Source organism: Actinomadura sp. NPDC000600, assembly GCF_040492135.1.
In the GTDB taxonomy this organism is placed as follows: domain Bacteria; phylum Actinomycetota; class Actinomycetes; order Streptosporangiales; family Streptosporangiaceae; genus Spirillospora.
In genome coordinates this window covers 99445-115118 of sequence record NZ_JBEUPD010000024.1, presented here as the reverse complement: position 1 = coordinate 115118, position 15674 = coordinate 99445, and the positions used below count along the sequence as shown (strand labels likewise).

General features: G+C 71.2%; 13 protein-coding genes. 9 read left to right on the top strand and 4 right to left on the bottom strand.

Annotated elements, in window-relative coordinates; translation table 11 throughout:
* Window positions 1-12: 12 nt before the first annotated feature.
* The 5 genes from ABWI07_RS29740 to ABWI07_RS29720 all read left to right on the top strand — a co-directional run bounded on the left by ABWI07_RS29740 (window position 13) and on the right by ABWI07_RS29720 (window position 5652).
* Complete coding sequence (locus tag ABWI07_RS29740; RefSeq protein WP_149256917.1) at window positions 13-1323, top strand: ABC transporter substrate-binding protein; 1311 nt, start codon at window positions 13-15, stop codon at window positions 1321-1323.
* 114 nt (window positions 1324-1437) lie between these two features.
* Window positions 1438-2436, top strand: coding sequence for a carbohydrate ABC transporter permease (locus tag ABWI07_RS29735; RefSeq protein ID WP_353820535.1), 999 nt, complete (start codon window positions 1438-1440; stop codon window positions 2434-2436).
* Window positions 2433-3269 carry a carbohydrate ABC transporter permease gene (locus ABWI07_RS29730; RefSeq protein ID WP_149256915.1) on the top strand — a complete coding sequence of 279 codons (837 nt, stop codon included), beginning with the start codon at window positions 2433-2435 and terminating at the stop codon, window positions 3267-3269. The genes ABWI07_RS29735 and ABWI07_RS29730 overlap by 4 nt, the downstream gene beginning before the upstream one ends.
* Window positions 3266-4648 carry a GH1 family beta-glucosidase gene (locus ABWI07_RS29725; RefSeq protein ID WP_353820533.1) on the top strand — a complete coding sequence of 461 codons (1383 nt, stop codon included), beginning with the start codon at window positions 3266-3268 and terminating at the stop codon, window positions 4646-4648. Before ABWI07_RS29730 ends, ABWI07_RS29725 begins: the two co-directional genes overlap by 4 nt.
* The gene (locus ABWI07_RS29720) at window positions 4645-5652 is read left to right on the top strand and encodes a LacI family DNA-binding transcriptional regulator (protein WP_149256913.1); all 1008 of its coding nucleotides are present in this window, start codon (window positions 4645-4647) and stop codon (window positions 5650-5652) included. The genes ABWI07_RS29725 and ABWI07_RS29720 overlap by 4 nt, the downstream gene beginning before the upstream one ends.
* A gap of 66 nt (window positions 5653-5718) precedes the next feature.
* Here the strand turns inward: ABWI07_RS29720 and ABWI07_RS29715 are convergent, their stop codons facing one another.
* Window positions 5719-7725, bottom strand: a complete 2007-nt coding sequence (locus tag ABWI07_RS29715) for an ABC transporter ATP-binding protein (RefSeq protein WP_200841624.1) — start codon at window positions 7723-7725, stop codon at window positions 5719-5721.
* Between the two features lie 285 nt (window positions 7726-8010).
* Between ABWI07_RS29715 and ABWI07_RS29710 the strand changes: the two genes are divergently transcribed.
* Window positions 8011-8967 (top strand): redoxin family protein, encoded by a 957-nt coding sequence (locus ABWI07_RS29710; RefSeq protein WP_353820532.1) that lies wholly within the window; start codon window positions 8011-8013, stop codon window positions 8965-8967.
* 180 nt (window positions 8968-9147) lie between these two features.
* Here ABWI07_RS29710 and ABWI07_RS29705 read toward each other — a convergent pair whose 3' ends face one another.
* Window positions 9148-9759: a TetR/AcrR family transcriptional regulator gene (locus tag ABWI07_RS29705; RefSeq protein WP_149256912.1), complete on the bottom strand. Its 612-nt coding sequence runs from the start codon at window positions 9757-9759 to the stop codon at window positions 9148-9150.
* A gap of 128 nt (window positions 9760-9887) precedes the next feature.
* Between ABWI07_RS29705 and ABWI07_RS29700 the strand changes: the two genes are divergently transcribed.
* Complete coding sequence (locus ABWI07_RS29700) at window positions 9888-11327, top strand: MFS transporter (protein WP_149256911.1); 1440 nt, start codon at window positions 9888-9890, stop codon at window positions 11325-11327.
* A gap of 127 nt (window positions 11328-11454) precedes the next feature.
* Here the strand turns inward: ABWI07_RS29700 and ABWI07_RS29695 are convergent, their stop codons facing one another.
* Together ABWI07_RS29695 and ABWI07_RS29690 are read right to left on the bottom strand one after the other, a co-directional pair.
* On the bottom strand, window positions 11455-11880 hold the full coding sequence (locus ABWI07_RS29695) for a hypothetical protein (protein ID WP_353820531.1): 426 nt from the start codon (window positions 11878-11880) through the stop codon (window positions 11455-11457).
* A gap of 252 nt (window positions 11881-12132) precedes the next feature.
* Window positions 12133-13161 carry a hypothetical protein gene (locus tag ABWI07_RS29690; RefSeq protein ID WP_353820530.1) on the bottom strand — a complete coding sequence of 343 codons (1029 nt, stop codon included), beginning with the start codon at window positions 13159-13161 and terminating at the stop codon, window positions 12133-12135.
* 432 nt (window positions 13162-13593) lie between these two features.
* On the opposite strand from ABWI07_RS29690, the gene ABWI07_RS29685 reads away from it, so the two are divergent.
* Together ABWI07_RS29685 and ABWI07_RS29680 are read left to right on the top strand one after the other, a co-directional pair.
* A complete protein-coding gene (locus ABWI07_RS29685) occupies window positions 13594-14859 on the top strand; it encodes an MFS transporter (RefSeq protein WP_353820529.1) in 1266 nt (421 codons plus the stop codon).
* A 59-nt stretch (window positions 14860-14918) separates the two neighbouring features.
* Complete coding sequence (locus ABWI07_RS29680) at window positions 14919-15620, top strand: TetR/AcrR family transcriptional regulator (RefSeq protein WP_353820528.1); 702 nt, start codon at window positions 14919-14921, stop codon at window positions 15618-15620.
* Window positions 15621-15674: the final 54 nt, after the last annotated feature.

Below are 15674 nucleotides of genomic sequence, written 5' to 3'. Positions count from 1 at the left end.
CCGGGAGGGTTCATGAGATCGGCACTGGGCGGCCACCGCGCCCGTCCCCGCACGCGAGGAGGGGCGCCCGCACGGGCCCTCGCCGCGACCATCACCGCCGGCGCGCTGCTCCTCACCGGAGCCTGCGGCGGATCGTCCGCCTCCGGCGACGAGGACATCACGCTCTCGGTCGGCCTGTTCGGCGACTTCGGGTTCGAGCCGCTCTACCGGCAGTTCGAGCAGGCCCACCCGAACGTCCGGATCAAGGAACGCCAGGCCACCTACGACGACCACCACACCAACCTGGCCGCGCACATCGCGACCGGCAGCGGCGCGGCCGACGTCGAGGCGATCGAGGTCGGCTACATCGGCACCTACACCGCGCAGCCGCAGCGGTTCGTGGACCTGCGCAAGTACGGCGCGTCCAGCCGGCAGAGCGAGTACCTGTCCTGGAAGTGGCAGCAGGGCGTCGCCGCGAACGGCGCCGTGATCGGGCTGGGCACCGACGTGGGCGGCCTGGCGCTGTGCTACCGGCGCGACCTGTTCGCGAAGGCCGGGCTGCCGGCCGACCGCGAGAAGGTGTCCGCGCTGTGGCCGAACTGGCAGGCGTTCCTGGCCACGGGCCGGCGCTTCGCCGCGAAGGCCCCGTCCGGCGTGAAGTTCGTGGACGGGCCAGGCGAGTTCTTCCGCGCGATGGTGGCACAGGCCCCGGAGGGCGTTTACGACCGGCAGGACAAGGTCGTCGCGGCCACCAACCCCGCCGTCAAGCAGGCGTGGGACCTGTCGACGCAGATGGTCTCGGACGGCCTGTCGGCCAAGCTGACCTCCTTCACCCCCGCGTGGGACACCGGCTTCGCCAAGAGCTCCTTCGCGACCGTCGCCTGCCCGGCCTGGATGATGGCCTACATCCAGGAGCACTCACCGGGCTCCTCCGGCCGGTGGGACATCGCCGCGATCCCGGGCGGCGGCGGCAGCGCGGGCGGCACCCACCTCACGGTGCCGACCCAGAGCAAGCATCAGAAGGAGGCCGCCGAACTGGTGCAGTTCCTCTCCGCCGCGCCGCAGCAGGAGGCGGTGTTCAAGGCCATCGGCAACTTCCCCTCGCTCCCGGCGCTGTACGACAAGCCCGAGGTCCGCGACTACACCAACCCGTTCTTCAACGGGGCGCCGGTCGGGAAGATCTACGCCGACTCGGCCAAGAGCCTCGACCCGCAGCACCTCGGTCCGGCCGAAGGCCAGGTCAGAGCCGCCATCGGCAACGGCCTGACCCGCGTGGACCAGGGCAAGCAGTCCCCTGACCAGGCCTGGAAGCAGGCCCTCGACGACGTGTCGAAGGTCAAGTAGCCCGCCGGCGTGACGGCGCACCGGCGGGTCCCCGGTTCCCCGGGGATCCGCCGGCCGCACGCGCCGATCCCGGAGCCCGCGCCGCGTCCGGGCGGGCTCACGAAAGGATCTTCCATGGCCCTGCGCCAGACCGATTCGCTCCCCACGACCAGGGGCCGGCGGCGAACCGGCCCCACCCACGCCCGGCACCGGCCGAGCGGCTCACGATGGAACCGGTTCGACCGCACCGTCAGCCCGTACGCCTACGTCTCGCCCTTCCTTGTGATCTTCGCCGTGTTCGGGCTGTTCCCGCTGCTGTACACGGCCTGGGTCGCGCTGCACGAGTGGAGCCTGCTCAAGGGCGACCAGGGCTTCGTCGGCCTCGACAACTTCCGCGCCCTGCTGTCCGACGGCAACTTCTGGAACGCGGCGTTCAACACCGCGTCGATCGGCGTGCTGTCGGCGGTGCCGCAGCTGCTGCTCGCGCTGTGGCTGGCCCACCTGCTCAACCGGCCGCTGAAGGCGCAGACCTTCTACCGCATCACCCTGCTGCTGCCCAACGTCACCAGCGTCGTCGCGGTCGTCGTCATCTTCAGCCAGCTGTTCGGCCGCGACTACGGCCTGATCAACATGGTGCTGACCCACCTCGGCGCCGGCCGCGTCGACTGGCAGGCCGGCACCGCCTCCAGCCACGTGGCCATCGCCCTGATGATCATCTGGCGCTGGACCGGCTACAACGCCCTCATCTACCTGGCCGCGATGCAGGCCGTCCCGCGGGAGCTCTACGAGGCGGCGACCATCGACGGGGCGTCGCGGCTCAAGCAGCTGCGCTCGATCACCGTGCCGATGATCAAGCCGACCATCCTGTTCACGATGATCGTGTCCACCATCGGCTCGATGCAGATCATGGCCGAGCCGATGCTGTTCGGCGCCCAGGTCGGACCCGGCGCGATCGCCACCGGCGGCGCGGGCCGCAAGTTCCAGACGCTGTCGCTCTACCTCTACGAGCTGGGCTTCCGCAACTTCGACTTCGGCTACGCGTCGGCCGCCGCCTGGCTGATGCTGCTGCTCGTCATGGTCGCGGTGGGCGTCAACTTCCTGCTCGCCCGCCGCATGAAGGGAGGCCTGTCATGACCGGATCCCGCACCAGCGGCCTGCTGACCCACAGGCTGACCCACCTCACGCTGATCGGGGTGGCGTTCTTCTCCGCCTTCCCCATCTACTGGAGCGTCATCGTCGCCTCGCAGGACAACAGCGCCATGGCCGAGGTGCCGCCGCCGCTGATCCCGGGCGGCAACCTGTTCGCCAACATCGCCAAGGTCTTCGACACCGCACCGTTCGCGCTCGCGCTGCTGAACTCCCTGATCGTGGCGGGCTCCATCACCGCGTCGGTGGTGTTCTTCTCGACGCTGGCCGGCTTCGCGTTCGCCAAGCTGCGCTTCCGCGGCCGGAACCTGCTGCTCGGGCTGACCATCGGGACCATGATGATCCCGACCCAGCTCGGGATCATCCCGCTGTACATGCTGATGATCAAGCTGCACTGGACCGGCACCCTGTACGCGGTCATCGCCCCAGCCCTGGTCAACGCGTTCGGGGTCTTCTTCATGACCCAGTACCTCTCCCGGGCGCTGCCGACCGAGCTGCTGGAGGCCGCGCGCGTGGACGGCTGCGGCAACTGGCGGCTCTTCTGGCACGTCGTGGCGCCGGTGGCGCGCCCCGCCGCCGCCGTCCTCGGCATGCTGACGTTCATGACGGCCTGGAACGACTACTTCTGGCCGCTGGTCGTCCTCACCCCGGACGACCCGACCGTCCAGGTCGCGCTGTCCGCCCTCGCCAGCGGCTACGTCCAGGACTTCACGCTCGGCCTGGCCGGCACCGCGGTGGCCACGCTGCCGCTGGTGCTGGTCTTCGCCCTGCTCGGCAAACGCATCATCGGAGGCATCATGCAGGGGGCGGTCAAGGGATGAGCACGCGCACCGACACCGACACCGGCGCGTCCGGCCGGACGCTCGCCTTCCCACCCGGGTTCGTATGGGGCGCCGCCACCGCGGCGTACCAGATCGAGGGCGCGACCGGCGACGACGGGCGCGGCCCGTCGATCTGGGACGTCTTCTCCGCCCGGCCCGGCGCCGTCGCCGACGGCCACACCGGTGAGGTCGCCTGCGACCACTACCGCCGGTACGCCGCCGACGTCGCGCTGATGGCCGAGCTGGGGCTGCCCGCCTACCGCTTCTCGATCGCCTGGCCGCGGGTGCAGCCCGACGGGTCCGGCCGGATCAACCCGCGCGGCCTGGACTTCTACGACCGCCTGGTCGACGAACTGCTCGCGCACGGCATCGACCCGTACGCCACCCTCTACCACTGGGACCTTCCCCAGGCGCTCGAGGAGCGCGGCGGATGGGCCGACCGGAGCACCGCCCTCAGGTTCGCCGACTACGCGGCGGCCGTCCACGAGCGGCTCGGCGACCGGGTCACGGTCTGGACCACGCTCAACGAGCCATGGGTCGCGGCGTTCCTCGGCTACGCCTCCGGCCTGCACGCGCCCGGGCGCCGGGACCCCGCCGCCGCGTTCCGCGCCGCCCACCACCTGCTGCTCGCCCACGGGCTCGGCACGGCCGCGCTGCGGGCCGGCGGCGCGCCGCAGATCTGCCTCACCCTCAACCTCTCGCCGGTCATGGGGACGGACGAGGACGCGGTGCGGCTCGTGGACGGCCTGGTCAACCGGCAGTTCCTCGACCCGGTGCTGACGGGTGCCGTGCCGTCCGACGTGCGGGAGATCGTGGCGAGGCACGCCGGACTCGGCCACGTCCTGGACGGAGACGACGAGGCCATCGCCCAGCCGATCGACCTGCTCGGCGTCAACTACTACAACCCCACGTACGTGGCGGCCGCGCCGGGCGCTCCGGCCGACCCGGCCTACCCCGGCAGCGAGGGCGTCGCGTTCCTGCCGGCCCGGGGAGTGACCACCGAGATGGGCTGGCCGATCGAGCCGACCGGGCTGACCGCGCTGCTCACCCGGCTGTCCCGCGACCACCCGCACGTCCCGCTGGTCGTCACCGAGAACGGGGCGGCGTTCCCCGACGAGCCGGACGGCGACCGCGTCGCCGACGCCGACCGGCAGGCCTACCTCAGCGGCCACCTGGCCGCCGCCCACGCGGCCATCGAGGCCGGGGCGGACCTGCGCGGGTACTTCGTCTGGTCGCTGCTGGACAACTTCGAGTGGGCCGAGGGATACCGGCGCCGATTCGGAATCGTCTACGTCGACTACGCTTCTCAGCGCCGCATCGTGAAGGACAGCGCGTTGTGGTTCCGCGACGTGATCCGCAGGAACGGGGTGCGAGATTGAGCCGGCCCACACTGGAGGCGGTGGCCGCGCGCGCCGGCGTGTCCCGGGCCACCGTCTCCCGGGTGGTGAACGGGTCGGCGACCGTCAACCCGCGCATCCGGGAGGTCGTCGAGCAGGCGATCAGCGAGCTGGGCTACGTGCCCAACCCGGCGGCGCGCAGCCTGGTCACCCGGCAGACCAACTCCTACGCCCTGGTGGTGTCCGAGCCGCCCACCCGGGTGTTCTCCGACGACCCGATGTTCTCCACCGTGATCCGCTCGGCCAGCGTCGAGCTGGAGGCCGCCGACAAGCAGGTGGTGCTCATGCTGGCCGGGTCGCCGGGCGGGCACGCGCGGGTCGAGCGGTACGTGGCGGGCGGGCACGTGGACGGCGTCATGCTGATGTCGATGCACGGCGCCGACCCGCTGCCCGCCGCCCTCTCGCGGCTGCGCGTCCCGGTCGTGTCCTACGGCCGGCCCACGGTCCCGGTCGACCTGCCGTACGTCGACAACGACAACGGCGGCGGCGCGGCCGCCGCCGTGCGCCATCTCCTCGACACCGGCCGCCGGCGGATCGCCGCCATCACCGGCCCGCTCGACATGATCGCCGGGCAGGACCGGCTCGCCGGGTACCGCGAGGCCCTGCGCGGCGCCGGGCTCCGGCCGATCATCGCGCTGGGCGACTTCACGCGCGAGTCCGGGGCGGAGGCGATGCGGCAGCTGCTGGACGACGACCCGGAGCTCGACGCGGTGTTCGCCGCCAACGACATGATGGCGATCGGGGCGCTCCGCACGCTGCGCTCCGCCGGCCGGCGGGTTCCGGACGACGTCGCCGTCGTCGGGTTCGACGACATCGAGGCGGCGCGCTACTGCGAACCGCCGCTCACCACCGTCCGCCAGCCGGTGAGCGAGCAGACCGCGGCGATGGTCCACCTCCTGCTGGCCCTGGCCGACGGCCGCCGGCCACCGGACCGGGAACGCTACAAGATCCTCCCCACCGAACTGATCGTCCGCGAGTCCGCCTGACCGCCGACCCGGCACGCCCCACCCGGTACCGGGTGCTCCCCGAGCACCCGGTACAGGACCGGGCCCTCACGGTTGGGCTTCCGGCTGAAGGTGCCGGTTTCCGGTGCTTGTGGCGTGGATGTCGTCCGCGTCCTGCCGGTAGGCCGAGGCTTGCAGCTCGTACAGCTCGTTGTACAAGCCGCCGAGGGCCATCAGCTCGTGGTGGGTGCCCTGTTCGCGGACGCGGCCGCCTTCGAGGACGTAGATCCGGTCGGCGTGCCGGACGCTGGAGAGCCGGTGGGTGATCAGCAGGACGGTCCGGCCGTGCCGGCCGGCGTGCTCGCGGATCTGCTCGAAGAGGTGGTGCTCGGCGCGGGCGTCGAGTGCGGCGGTGGGCTCGTCGCAGATCAGCAGGGGCGCGTCGCGGTAGAAGCCGCGCGCGGACGCCAGCCGCTGCCACTGCCCGCCCGACAGTTCGCACCCGTTGGCGAAGCGCTTGTCCAGCAGGGTGTCCAGACCGAGCGGCAGAGTGCTGATCACCTGGTCGGCGCCGGATGCGGTCGCGGCCTCCTGGACCCTCGGCAGGACGCCCGGGGCGGTGAGGTCGTCGCCCATGGTGATGTTGTCGGCGGCGGTCATCGGCCAGTGCGTGTGGTCCTGGGCGACGACGGCGATGGCGCCGCGCAGGACGTCGGGATCGAGATCGTCGGCGCGGACGTCGTCCCAGCGGACGTGCCCGTGCTGCGGGCTGTAGAGCCCGGCGAGGATCTTGGCCAAGGTCGTCTTGCCCGACCCGTTCTCGCCGACGAGCGCGACGATCTCCCCCCGCCCCAGCCGCACCGAGACCTCGTGCAGGGACGGGACATCGCTGTCGGGGTAGGTGAAGGTGACCTCATCGGCGGCGATCTCCCTGAAGCCCGGCAGTGCCTCCGCATGTCCTGCGGCGTCCGCGCGGGAGGCGCGGCGGGGGCGCCGGACATGCTCCTCCGCGGTCTGGCAGAAGGCCGTGTAGTCGCCGAAGTACAACCCGTCCTCGTAGCAGCGGTTGAGCGCGTACACCAGGTTGATCAGGGATGTCTGGCCGGCGCGGATCGCCAGCACCGCCGTCCCGGCGACCGCCAGCGGCATCATGCCGCGCCACAGCAGCAGTCCCAGCGCCGTGTACATCAGCGCCGTGGCGACGCCCTTCAGGACGTCGCCCCACACCTGCGACATCGTCTGCCGGCGCGCAAGATCCAGCATCACCCGGCGGATGTGGGCGGCCAGGCCGGCGTAGTGGCGCAGCAGGAAGGCCCGGACGGTGAACGAGCGGACCTCGGCGGCGTGGCGCCGCTCGGTCATGAGCTCGGACATGATCCAGCCCCGCCGCCGGGTCTCGACCAGGTCGAGCTGGGTCAGGTAGCCCAGCCTGGCCGCGCGGACCGCCGCCCAGCCCTCGGGCAGCGCGGTCAGCAGCAGCAGCGGCAGCAGCACCGGATGCAGCAGCCCCAGGGCGCCGGCCGCGGCCGCGACGCCGACGGCGGCGGTGAACAGGTTCACGGCGTTGTCCACCATGGAGGGAGCCGAGTCCACGCCCCGCATCCGCGCCCGGTGCAGGTCGTCCTGGAACTCGGCGTCGTCGAACGCCGCCAGCTCGATCGCGGTGGTGAGCTCGTACAGGCGCTCCTCGACGATCTGCTCGACCTGCGGCCGCAGCCGGGCCTGCGCCCACTGCGCCGCCGCCGCGAACCCGGCGCGGACCGTGATCGCCGCCCCCACCAGCAGGAGCTGCGGCGCCGCGGCCCGCACCCGGTCGGGGGTGGGGCCGGCCGCCAGCAGCGCGGTCAGCACACCGGTGGTGGCCAGCAGCCCGAACGCGGTGAACACCCCGGCGACCACGTTGAACGCGATCGTCGCGGCGAGGTCCCGCCGGCTCGCCCGCCACCCGAGCCGCAGCACCTGGCCGATCAGCGCCGGCAACCGCCTGGCCATGGTGAGCATCCCGGTATCGGACAGCTCGGCGGCCTTGCGGTACCACTTGTGCTCCGTGAGCGCGGGCCCCATCGGCGCAGGGGCGGCGCGTCCGCGGCGCGGCGCCCGGCTCGGTCGCTTCATCGACTCACCCCCGCCGAGCCGCGGATCGATGATGTCTCGCGATCGTCAGGGCGGGCCACACTGGTCACGGAACCGGCCTCCGGGGAGTGGTGGTGGACGGGCACCACCCTCCGCGCCGTACTCGGCCGCGGGAAGGGCTTCGGCGGTCTCTGGCCCCGCGCCCGGGCGGCACAGTTCTCCGCCCGGCGGGTAAGGGCCGCCGGAAGGCGGGGCGTAGCCGCCGTCCCAGATTCGGCTTGACCTTACCCTCAAGGGCAAGGTTTAGCGTTCTCCGAGGTGAGATGCATGCGGATCAGTGAGCTGGCCCGTCGGGCGGGCGTGACGACCAAGGCGGTGCGCTATTACGAATCGCTGGGACTGCTCACGCCCGAGCGTCTGGCCAACGGCTACCGGGACTACGACGAGCACGACGTCCGGCTCACCCAGGAGATCCGGGCGCTCGGCAGCCTCGGCATCCCCGTCGAGCGGACCAGGCCGTTCCTCGACTGCCTCGCGACCGGCCATCGGCACGCCGACGACTGCCCGGCATCACTGGCCGGGTACCGGGACGCGATCAACGAGCTCACGCGGCGGATCGAGGGGCTCACCGCCCGCCGGGCGGCGCTGGTCGCGCACCTGCAAGAGGCCGCCCACCGCAACAGCCGCGTCTCACCTTCCGACGAAGGAGAGGACCTGATGGCCGACTACACGAGCCTGCCCGCCGACCTGCCCGTCCCCGAGGACGATGGCGCGGCCGCCCATCTGCCCGGCCTCAAGGTGCCGCACCTGGAACTCCAGGAGACCGGCGGCGCGGCGATCAGCCTTGACGCGCTCGGAGCGGGCCGGACGGTGGTCTACGTCTACCCGCTCACCGGCCGTCCCGGCACCGACCTGCCCGACGGCTGGGACTCGATCCCCGGGGCGCGCGGCTGCACACCCGAGGCGTGCTCCTTCCGCGACCACTACCAGGACCTCCTCGCCGCCGGCGCGGCCGATGTGTTCGGCCTGTCGAGCCAGGACACCGACTATCAGCGCGAGGTCGTCGAACGGCTCCACCTGCCGTTCCCCATGCTTTCCGACCCCACCCGCAGCCTTGCCCGGGCGCTGGACCTGCCCACCTTCGAGACCAGCGGGCTGACGCTGTACAAGCGGCTGACTCTGATCATCCGCGATGGTGTGATCGAGCACGTCTTCTATCCGATCTTCCCGCCGGGCGAACACGCCGGTCAGGTCCTGACCTGGCTGCGGGCCAACCCTCAGTAGAAACCACCGCCGGCCGGTGAACCCCATCGGGACACCGTCGAGGTCGTGCAGGCCCATCGGATCCGCAGCGGCCCCGCCGCTGCGCCAGCCCCGCACCTCCACCAGCGCGTTCCTCCCGATCCGCCGGCCCGGCGACGGGCAGTTCCTCGCCCGCGAGGGCGCCGCGGCGGCCGGCGACGCCTACTCGGCGCGCAGGGCGCCAAGCAGGGTTCGCACGAGGGCCTCGCCGGCCTCGACCTGGTCGAAGCGTCGCGCGGAGACCTCTTCCATCGCGGCGTGCAGCAGTGCGTAGACGGTGCTGACGAGCCATTCCACGGGCAGGTCGGTGCGGAAACCTCCGGCCTCCCGCCCCTGGACGATCAGCTCCCGGACGTGCGCCATCGGCGGGTCGTGCAGTTGCCGGACCTCCTCGGCCGGAAGCGTCCGCCGTGCGGCGTTGTACAAGCTGCCGAACCGGCCGATGAGCGGCCATGCCAAGCGGATGAGGTGGGCGAAGGCGTCCGCCGGCGGCGACTCGGCGCTTCGCGCGCCTTCGATGACCTCCGTGCTCTGGTCGATCGCCTGCCGAAGGACGGCCCGGAGGACGTCCTCCCTGGACGGGAAGTGCGCGTAAAGGGTGACCCTGCCGACGCCCGCAGCGCGAGCGATGTCGGTCATGCTCGCGTCCGGGTCGCGGACGAACAGGTCCGTCGCCGCCGTGATGATGGCGGCGCTGTTGCGTTCGGCGTCCGCCCGGCGACGGCCGCCGGCCTCCGGCTTCGCCCCCGCGCGACCGCCCGTCCTGGCTCCCATGGCCACCACTCTAACAACAAGTCGAACACCGCTGTTCGCTTTATGCCCCCGGCGGGTATACGTTAACCCGAACACTGCTGTTCGGATTAACGGCGGCGCTCTGGCGCCGCCGGGCTAGGAGGCCCTTCATGGCCCACGGTTCGTCCACCCACCACCACGTCGCGGCTTCCGCTGCACCACCGGATCCACGACGCTGGACGGCGCTCGCGCTGATCAGCGTGGCCCAGTTCATGCTGGTCCTGGACGTCACGGTGGTGAACGTGGCGCTCCCCGACATCGGCGTCGACCTGGCGCTCGGCCGGTCCGGCCTGACGTGGGCGGTCACGGCCTACACGCTGTTCTTCGGAGGCCTGATGCTGCTCGGCGGACGGCTCGCCGACACCTTCGGCGCCCGGCGCATGATGCTGATCGGCCTGTCCGTCTTCACCGCCGCCTCCCTCGCCACCGGCCTCGCCCAGAACGAGGCGCTGCTGCTCGGTGGCCGGATCGCGCAGGGTGTCGGCGCGGCGCTGCTGTCACCGGCGGCGCTGTCCACCGTTGCCACCACCTTCCACGGCGCTGAACGCAACAAGGCCCTCGGCATCTGGGGCGCGCTCGGGGGAGTGGGCTTCGCCGCAGGCGTGCTGCTGGGCGGCGCCCTCACCGCCGGACCGGGCTGGCGATGGGTGTTCTTCGTCAACGTCCCCGTCGGGCTCGTCCTGCTGGGAACACTGCCGATGGTGGTGCGCGGCCACGCCGCCCGTCCCGTCGGGCAGCGGCTCGACCTGCTCGGCGCCGGCACGGTCACCGCCGCCACGGCCGCGTTCATCTACGGAATGATCAACGCTGGTGACGACGGCTGGTCCGCCGCCGGCACCCTCGTCCCGCTGGCCGCCGCCGTCCTGCTGTACGGCGCCTTCGGCTGGATCGAGCGCACGGTGAAGACCCCGCTGATGCACGTGACCATGCTGGCTCGCCGTCCCGTGGCCGCCGGAGCCTTCCTCATGCTCGTCGCCTCCGGACTGCTCATCTCCCTGTTCTTCCTCGGATCGCAGTACCTCCAGCACGCGCGCGACATCAGCGCTCTGGAGACGGGCCTGCTCTTCCTGCCCGCCGCACTCGGGACCGGCGTCGGGGCGCACATCGCCGGACGGCTCGTGGGTTCCATCGGCACTCGCCCCGTTGCCGCGGCGGGCCTGGCCCTGGTCGCCGTCGGCTCCGGCCTCCTGACCGGCCTGTCGGCGGACGGCGGGGTCGGGCTGGAACTGCTCCCGGGGATCGTGATCGCAGCCGCGGGCGTCGGTCCCGTCTTCGTCGCGGCGAGCACCTCCGCCCTGGCTCACGTCGAACACGCGGAGGCGGGCCTCGCCTCCGGCCTGATCAACACCTTCCACGAGTTGGGCGCGGCGATCGGCGTGGCGGTGGCCTCCACCATCGCCGCGACGGGCCTCGCGAACGTCCCGTCCATCGACGGCTTCACCACCGCGTTCACCGTGTTCGCCATCACCGCGGCGGCCGCCGCCATGATGTCCCTCTGGCTGGTCCCCCCAGGCAAGCCCCAGATGACAGGCACCCCGCACGCCCACTAGGAATTGACCCCGGAAGCTCGCCCGAGTGCTCCGAGCTTCGACACGCCCATGGGGACGCACGACGAAACGGGGATCGGCCTCGCCGATCCCCGTTGCCGTGGGCAGGGGGATCCGGTCGGCCGCTCCCTCAGAGCAGTTGCGCCCGCACGAAACCGAGGAGCAGGACGGCGAAACCGCCGATCTCGGCCACGATCAGGGCGATCATGAAAGCGGTGGTGCCGCGGACCCGGTCACGAAACTGGTTGTCGGTGTCACGGCGCCAGCCGTGATAGACGTACGTGCCGATGGCGGCCGTGAAGAACAGCACGATCACTCCGGCGGCCAGCAGGTTCACAGTCGAGGACCAGCCGCTGAACTGGACGAACGCGGCGACCAGCAGCGTGGCGAACGAGTAGAGCAGAGCGGCACGATGCGCCGTGTCCACGTATGGATGGGCCACGTGCTCCTCGGACCGGGCCATCTGCGTGTACTTCCATACGCCCAGCACCAGCGCCCACAGGAACATCAGCCCAGCCGCCAGCATGACGACTTTGGTGTCTGTGCCCAGTTCCATCGTTGTTTCTCCATCATCGGCGGCATTGCGGTGAAGGTCAGAGCCGACGTCGTGTCCGGTGTGCAGTGCAGGGGAGGGCTAGGGCACCGGGCACTCCGTCGTGGCGAAGAGAGGGAGGCCCGCCGCCGACAGAAACTGTACATATGTGTTCGGTTTCGGAGACGCGCGGGGGCTGGACTGCTTCCGCCGACCGCCTTGAGGAGTCAGGGGGGCGGGAACCTGGGGAGTGCAGCTGACAAGGGCTACGGATCGTCAGGGCGTTTGCCGCAGACGCGGCGGATGAACGCCATCTGTGGGCGTGTGATCGGCGCCTTCCGCCGTGAGTTCCTCCGGCCTGCCGGCCTCCGCCGGGGGCGGCGGCAGCGGTGGGCGGGATCCGAGTGTCCTTTTCAGGAGGTCGGCGGCTGGAGTCCTATAGGGGGCGAGGGTTTGCAGGATGTCCCGGGTGTTCTCGATCCTGTCCTCGTTGATGGTGAAATGGCCCGCGTCGACCATGGCGTCGTCCCCGTCGTTTCCGGGGATGACCACACCGACGATGCCGCCCTTGTCGGTGACCAGGGCACGGTCGCCGGTCAGGCATCTCTGGTCCAGCGGCGACACCTCCTCCCGGATTACCACGTCCAGTACGATTCCGGCGTCCAGTTGCTCCCGTAGGACCTCGAGCATGGCGTCGTCGATCTCGGAATTCGACAGGACCAGGATCCGGTGCAGCATCAGGCCGCCATCGGTGACCGCGGACCGTTCCGCCGCGAGATAGGTGGTATCGCGTCCGGTCCACCAGTAATCGTTGCCGGTCGCGCTGAGAGCGGTCATCTTCGTCAGTTCGGGCAGGAGTCCGGGACGGAACTCCTGGCGGCGCCCGAGCGAGGACTGGCCGTTGGCCAGGTCGCGCATGTCCTCGGCGAACGCTCGCTGCCGTGCCTCGCGCAGTTTCAGCAGGATCGCGCTGTTGCGGTCGTCGATCCGGATCCACTGCTCCGCGATCTCCCGGACGAATGCCTGGCACTCGGCGGGTGCGTCGGTCAGCGATTTGGTGATGGCCAGCGCTGCGGAGATCTCGGCGAGCCTGCTCTGGTCGTGGTGGATGCTCTCCTCGCGGCGGAAGAAAGCGTCGATGACCAGGGTGAGAATGACTCCGACGAGAGTGACGAGCAGGGCGAGCCGTCCGGGGACGCCTCCCAATCCGGCCACTACGGTCATTGTTCCGAGCCCGACCGAAAGCAGCCCGCCGAAGACGAGTCGCCCGCGCTGCCACGGAACCGCCGACTTGCGTTCCGCCACGACAATGACTCCTCGCTGCTCAGGTGCTCGTTGAAGGGCTCCGAGTGATCATTTGGGGTGCATCCATTGCCGAGAATGAACCGCGTCAACAGGTCGCATGGCAGCATTTCAGGAACTCTGCTTCTGAGTCTGTGTCGTCTGCCACATTGGCCCCGTTGACCATTGACGCGATCACGGACTGCCGCTGCGCAGCGCCGCACCGGTGGCCGCCGAGGGGCGCCCAGGACCCGCCCGGCCGGATGTGACGCCCGCCCTCGCCGACTTGCCGTGACGGGCTCCTGATCGGCCCGGCGAAGTCGAGTGCCCGGTGCATCGCCGCACGCCAGGGCTGATTTTTCATCAATGTCGAAAGCTTGACAGTCATGTCAGCGCCTTCGTATGTTCTTCGCCACACCCGCTGGAGCGGGTGACCGAAAGAGTGAGGAGGCTCGGATGACGACGCCCGCCCACCCCCGTCCCGTGAGCCCACTGGCCGCCGTCGCGGCCGTGGCGATCGGCTTCGGGGCGATCGTGTTCGACGGCTACGACCTGATCGTCTACGGCTCCGCCGTGCCCGCGCTGCTGGCCCACAAGGAGTGGGCGCTGTCCCCGGCGGAGGTCGGGGCGATCGGGAGCTACGCCCTCGTCGGGGCATTCCTGGGCGCCATAGCGTCCGGGTCCCTGACCGACCTTCTCGGCCGGCGACGGCTCTTCATCGTCTCGCTCGCCTGGTTCTCCCTGATGATGCTGTTCGTCGCCCTCGCCCCCAACCCGTGGTCGCTGGGGCTGTTCCGGTTCCTGGCGGGCCTCGGGTTCGGCGGAATCCCGCCGACGGCCATCGCCCTGGTCATGGAAGTGGCGCCGGAGCGCCGCCGGCACGTGGTCAACGGCCTGATGTTGTGCGGCTTCCCCGCTGGAGGCATCCTCGCCTCGGTCCTCGCGCTCGTGCTCCTGGAGCCCGCCGGGTTCCGCGTGCTGTTCGCCTTCGGTGCGCTGCCCCTTGTCACGCTCGTCCCGCTGGCGATCTGGCTGCTTCCGGAGTCGCCGGACTTCGCGCGCTCGACCCGAGCCGCCGTCCGCCGGGAGCTGCGCGGGCTGCTGACCGGCCGCGCCGCGGTGGCGACCGTCCTGTTCGTCGTGGCGAACTTCTGCGGGATGCTGCTGGTCTTCGGGCTCAACACCTGGCTGCCGCAACTGATGCGCAAGGCCGGCTACGAGTTGTCGTCCGCGCTCCTGTTCCTGCTTCTGCTCAACGTGGGGGCGGTCGTCGGCGGCCTCGTCGGCTCTTCTCTCGCCGACCGCTACGGCAGCCGCTGGGTCGCGGCCACGCTGTTCGTCGTCGCCGTCGTCTCGCTCGGCCTGATCGCCGTGCCGCTGCCGACCGCGGTGCTGTACGCCCTGGCCTTCGTCGCCGGTGCGGCGACGACCGGGAACCAGATCGTCATCTACGGCTACGTGGCCGCGCACTACCCCGCCGGGAACCGGGCGACCGCCCTCGGCGTGAGCAGCGGCGTCGGCCGGCTCGGCTCCGTCACGGGCCCCACGCTCGGCGGCGCCCTGCTCTCGGCCGGCGTGGGCCTCGGCGGAAACGTCGCGGTGTTCGCCGCGGTCGCGGTCGTCGGTGCCGTCGCGTGCGCTCTCGTCCCACGCCCCGTCGGCGTGACGGTTCCCGCGAAGGTGCTCGCCTCGCCGGCGGCCGGGGACGGGGTGCCCGCGTGACGGCGGCCATGCGGCAGAATGAGTCGCGTCCGCGGACCCTAGACCGAGGCGAGGTGGCGATGGCCCGGCAGCCGACCCGCCGGCGCCTGGTGTCCAACGAATTGCTCGAGCACTCCGCTCGGCTGTTCGCGGAGCAGGGCTTCGCCAACACCAGCCTGCAGGACATCGCCGACGCGATGGGGATCAGCCGCCCGGCGCTCTACCACTACGTCAGCAACAAGGAAGAGCTCCTCGCCGCGCTGGTGCGCGATGTCCTGGAACGCGTCGTGGAGATCCTGGAGCGGATCGGCGGTCGCGAGGACCTCGCTCCGGACGCGCGGGTCGAGGCCGCGCTGCGCGAGATCGCGGTCAACAACGCCCGGAACACCACGCGCTTCCGGCTGCTCGACCGCAGCGAACCGGATCTTCCGGCGGAGATCGCGGAGATGCACCGCCGGGCCCGGCACCGGGTGCTGGAGCTGCTGACCGGCCTGATCGAGGACGCCGAGTCGGCCGGAGCCTTCCGCCCGCTTCCGGCCCGGACGGTCGCGCTCGGGATGCTCGGCATGGTCAACTGGATCGCCTGGTGGTACCGGCCCGAGACGGGCGGCGATGCCGAGGCCGTGGCGGACGTCCTCGTCGACGTCGCGATGACCGGCGTCCGCCGGGCGGACGACCGCACCCTCGCCCCGGGCCCGTGGGCGGCGCTCGATCTTCTCAAGGAAGACATCGCCCACCTGGAGAGCGCGATGCGGCGGGCCCTGCCGGCCGAATCCGACTGACCTCCGGCCACGCCACCGCCGTTCGACGAATCCCACCGACGTGGTTTCCGACGC